The 3,049-nt window shown below is 37.4% G+C and carries 3 protein-coding genes; all 3 read right to left on the bottom strand.

The window, feature by feature from the left end:
- On the bottom strand, positions 1-1,905 hold the full coding sequence (locus ES677_RS14945) for an OmpA family protein (RefSeq protein WP_148381689.1): 1,905 nt from the start codon (positions 1,903-1,905) through the stop codon (positions 1-3).
- A 20-nt stretch (positions 1,906-1,925) separates the two neighbouring features.
- Complete coding sequence (locus ES677_RS14940) at positions 1,926-2,834, bottom strand: PorP/SprF family type IX secretion system membrane protein (protein ID WP_148371031.1); 909 nt, start codon at positions 2,832-2,834, stop codon at positions 1,926-1,928.
- Between the two features lie 32 nt (positions 2,835-2,866).
- Positions 2,867-3,049: T9SS type B sorting domain-containing protein (locus ES677_RS14935; protein WP_148381688.1), on the bottom strand; the 183-nt coding region annotated here is incomplete at its 5' end.

Raw genomic sequence — 3,049 nt, 5'->3', positions numbered from 1 at the left:
TTAATTACTGTTAGGTCCACCACTTTTAATAGTGAATTGAGAACGTCTGTTTTGTTGATGTTGCGCTTCAGTACAGTTTGTACCGCACTGCACTGCAGGCTCACTTTCTCCTTTGCCTTCTCCTGTTATTCTAGAAGCAGAAATGCCTTTAGAGATTACATAAGAGACAGTAGATTGTGCTCTACGCTCAGATAAATTCATGTTGTATCCGTCTTTACCTCTGTTATCGGTATGAGCGGTGGCGTAAATAACCATTTCTGGGTATTTGTTCATTACTAATACTAATTTATCTAATTCTGCAGCACCTTGAGGTGTTATGTTAGATTTATCAAATTCGAAGTAAATAGGGTCTAATACCACTTTATCTTCTACAATCATTTTCTTGATTGGTGTTAAATCTACAGTCACAGCTTTACGGGCATCTTTAGATCCGTTAACAGTGGCAGTAGTGTCTTTAAACTCTAGTTTAGTTGCTTTTAAGCTGGTGTCTTGATCGCAATCTGTTGTAAAGTTAGCTACCCCTTGTACGTTTGTAGTTTCGGTTGCTATAACGCTACCTTCGCTATCGTAAAGTGTTACCATTGCACCTGCAAGTTTTACTCCTGTTTCTGCATTTTCTACAGTTACAATCATGTCTACATTACATAACGGTTTGATTTCTCTAATCGCGTAGATATCATCACTTCCCTTTCCACCAGCACGGTTTGAAGAGACATAACCATTCTTATCCGCATCAAGTACAAAAGCAAAATCGTCTGCTTTACTATTTATTGGTGCTCCAATGTTTTTTACAGTTTCTGTACCTGAGTACGTCGTGTAATACACATCTAAGTTTCCTAATCCTAAGTGCCCGTTAGAAGAGAAGTATAAATACTCATCGTCTCCTGCGTAAGGGAACATTTCTTGACCTGGCGTGTTTACTTTATTACCTAAGTTTTCTGCTGCCTCTACTGTTCCATCTGCTGCGATAGGTGCTTTGTAAATATCGAACTTTCCAAAACCGCCTTCCATATCTGAGGCGAAGTATAAGGTGGATCCGTCTTTACTAACCGATGGGTTTTTTACAGAGTAGCTATTACTGTTTAAAGATAAAGCAGTAACGTTTTTCCAAGAATCGCCGCTTTTTGTCGCTTTGAATAATTGAATGACACTTAACTTTGTGTTTGTGTCTTCATTTTTTTCGTACATATTATCAAAGAAGCTCTCACGAGAAAAATACATAGTGCTTCCGTCTGGCGAAAAAGTCACGATACCTTCGTGGTATTTTGTATTTATTTTTCCTTTTAATACGCTAGCTTCAGAATATGTTCCATCTTCAGCTACGGTTAATTCGTAGATGTCTAAAAACGGTTGATCGTTCCATCCGTAAGTACGTCTTGAGTCATTTCTTGCTGATGTAAAGTAAAGCTTGCCCTCTTTTAAAGTCCCTCCAAAATCTGAAGCTGGTGAGTTAAACTCTAAATTTTTAGCTGTAAAATTCTCTTCTTTTGCTAATATATCGTTTAGATAATTAGGGTTTGCTAAGAATGCTTTCGCTCTTTCATCGTTAGGGCTTGCTGCGGCAAAGGTTCTCATTTGTTGGTTTGATGCGTCGTATTTTCCGTTTGCTTTCAGCATTTCAGAATACTTGTACATCATTTCCGTATCGGAACTGGACTCTAATGCTTTGGCATACCATTTTTCGGCTTCTACAGTATTAAAAATATTGTAATTAGCTTCTGCTAATTGACCATAGACATAAGCGTCGGCTTCTCCTTTTTCTACAAGCTTATTGTAAGCTTCGGCAGCTTCAACAAACTCCAACTTAGCAAAATGCTTGTCGGCTTTTGTAGTCTGTTTATTTTGAGCAGCGACACTAAAGCTGCTCAGGATGATTAGTGTTAAAAATAATTTTATGTTTTTCATAGTTGATTTAGCTTAACTGATTAGAAATAACGAGGTGAACGCGATACTTTTCTTGGTAAGAAAATATCGAAGTTTATAAATATTTCGTGTGATGAACTGGTATCGATATTTAAATCAGATTGGATGCTATCGTAAGCGTATCCTATTCTTAAGTTTGGAGATACCATAAAGTTAATCATACCACTAAACGAATCGTCTAAACGGTATCCTGCACCTACTTCTACTAGGTCGTACATAAATAAGTTTAGGTTAGCATCATAGGCCACTGGTGCATCGAAAGCAAATTTAGCAAGTACGTGTGGCTTTAGTTTAAAGTTTGGTGATAAATCGAATACGTAACCTGCGGCTGCAAATAAATGTTCTGATTCTGACCCTATTTTACGACCATCTAAATCTAAATGTGTTGCATTTAAAATGTTTGGCATAGAGGCAGAAATGTAGTATTTATTTGGCTCGTAGAAATACGCTCCAGCTCCAACATTAGGAGTCGTCTCGTTAATATCTTGTGCGTAAAATGGATCGTTAGGATCTAAAGTCACTACCGAACCGGTTCCAATATCATGAAATGTTGCTCCTGCTTTTAAACCTAAAGCTAATTTTGTACTTGTACCCATTGGTAGGGTATAAGAGAAATCAATGTAAGCGTTAGTCTCGTTTACAGGACCGACTTCATCACTAATAAGTGAGAAGCCCAATCCTACACGATTCCCTACCGGGGCGTGAATAGAAAGTGTTCCTGTTTTAGGAGCACCTTCTACACCTACCCACTGACTCCTGTAGAGTGCTCCAATAGAAACAGTCTCGCTAGAACCAGCGTATGCAGGGTTAATAATATTCATATTATACATGTACTGTGTATACTGAGGGTCTTGCTGCGCATAACTGTTTAGAGCAAACAAAACGGCGAAAAGGATATATATTTTTTTCATTCTTAAATTTTAAGTTGTTGTTTGTAGTGCTATTATCTGTTAATATAAACCCAAGATGTTTTTACTTTTCCGCCTTGGTATTTCATTACATAGTAGTACGTACCTACTGGTAATTCATCACCATCTTTAGATTGACCAAACCATTCGTTAGTATAGTTTGCTCTAGAATATACTTTGGTCCCATATCTATTAAAGATTTCTAAGCTTTGTACATC

The organism is Bizionia gelidisalsuginis (assembly GCF_008086185.1).
Taxonomy (GTDB): Bacteria; Bacteroidota; Bacteroidia; order Flavobacteriales; family Flavobacteriaceae; genus Bizionia; species Bizionia saleffrena.
This window is presented reverse-complemented; position numbering and strand designations above follow the sequence as displayed.

What these genes read in the sequence shown, in the direction of transcription:
- ES677_RS14945 (WP_148381689.1), bottom strand. Translation starts at nt 1,905, where the DNA reads ATGAAAAACATAAAATTATTTTTAACACTAATCATCCTGAGCAGCTTT.
- ES677_RS14940 (WP_148371031.1), bottom strand. Translation starts at nt 2,834, where the DNA reads ATGAAAAAAATATATATCCTTTTCGCCGTTTTGTTTGCTCTAAACAGT.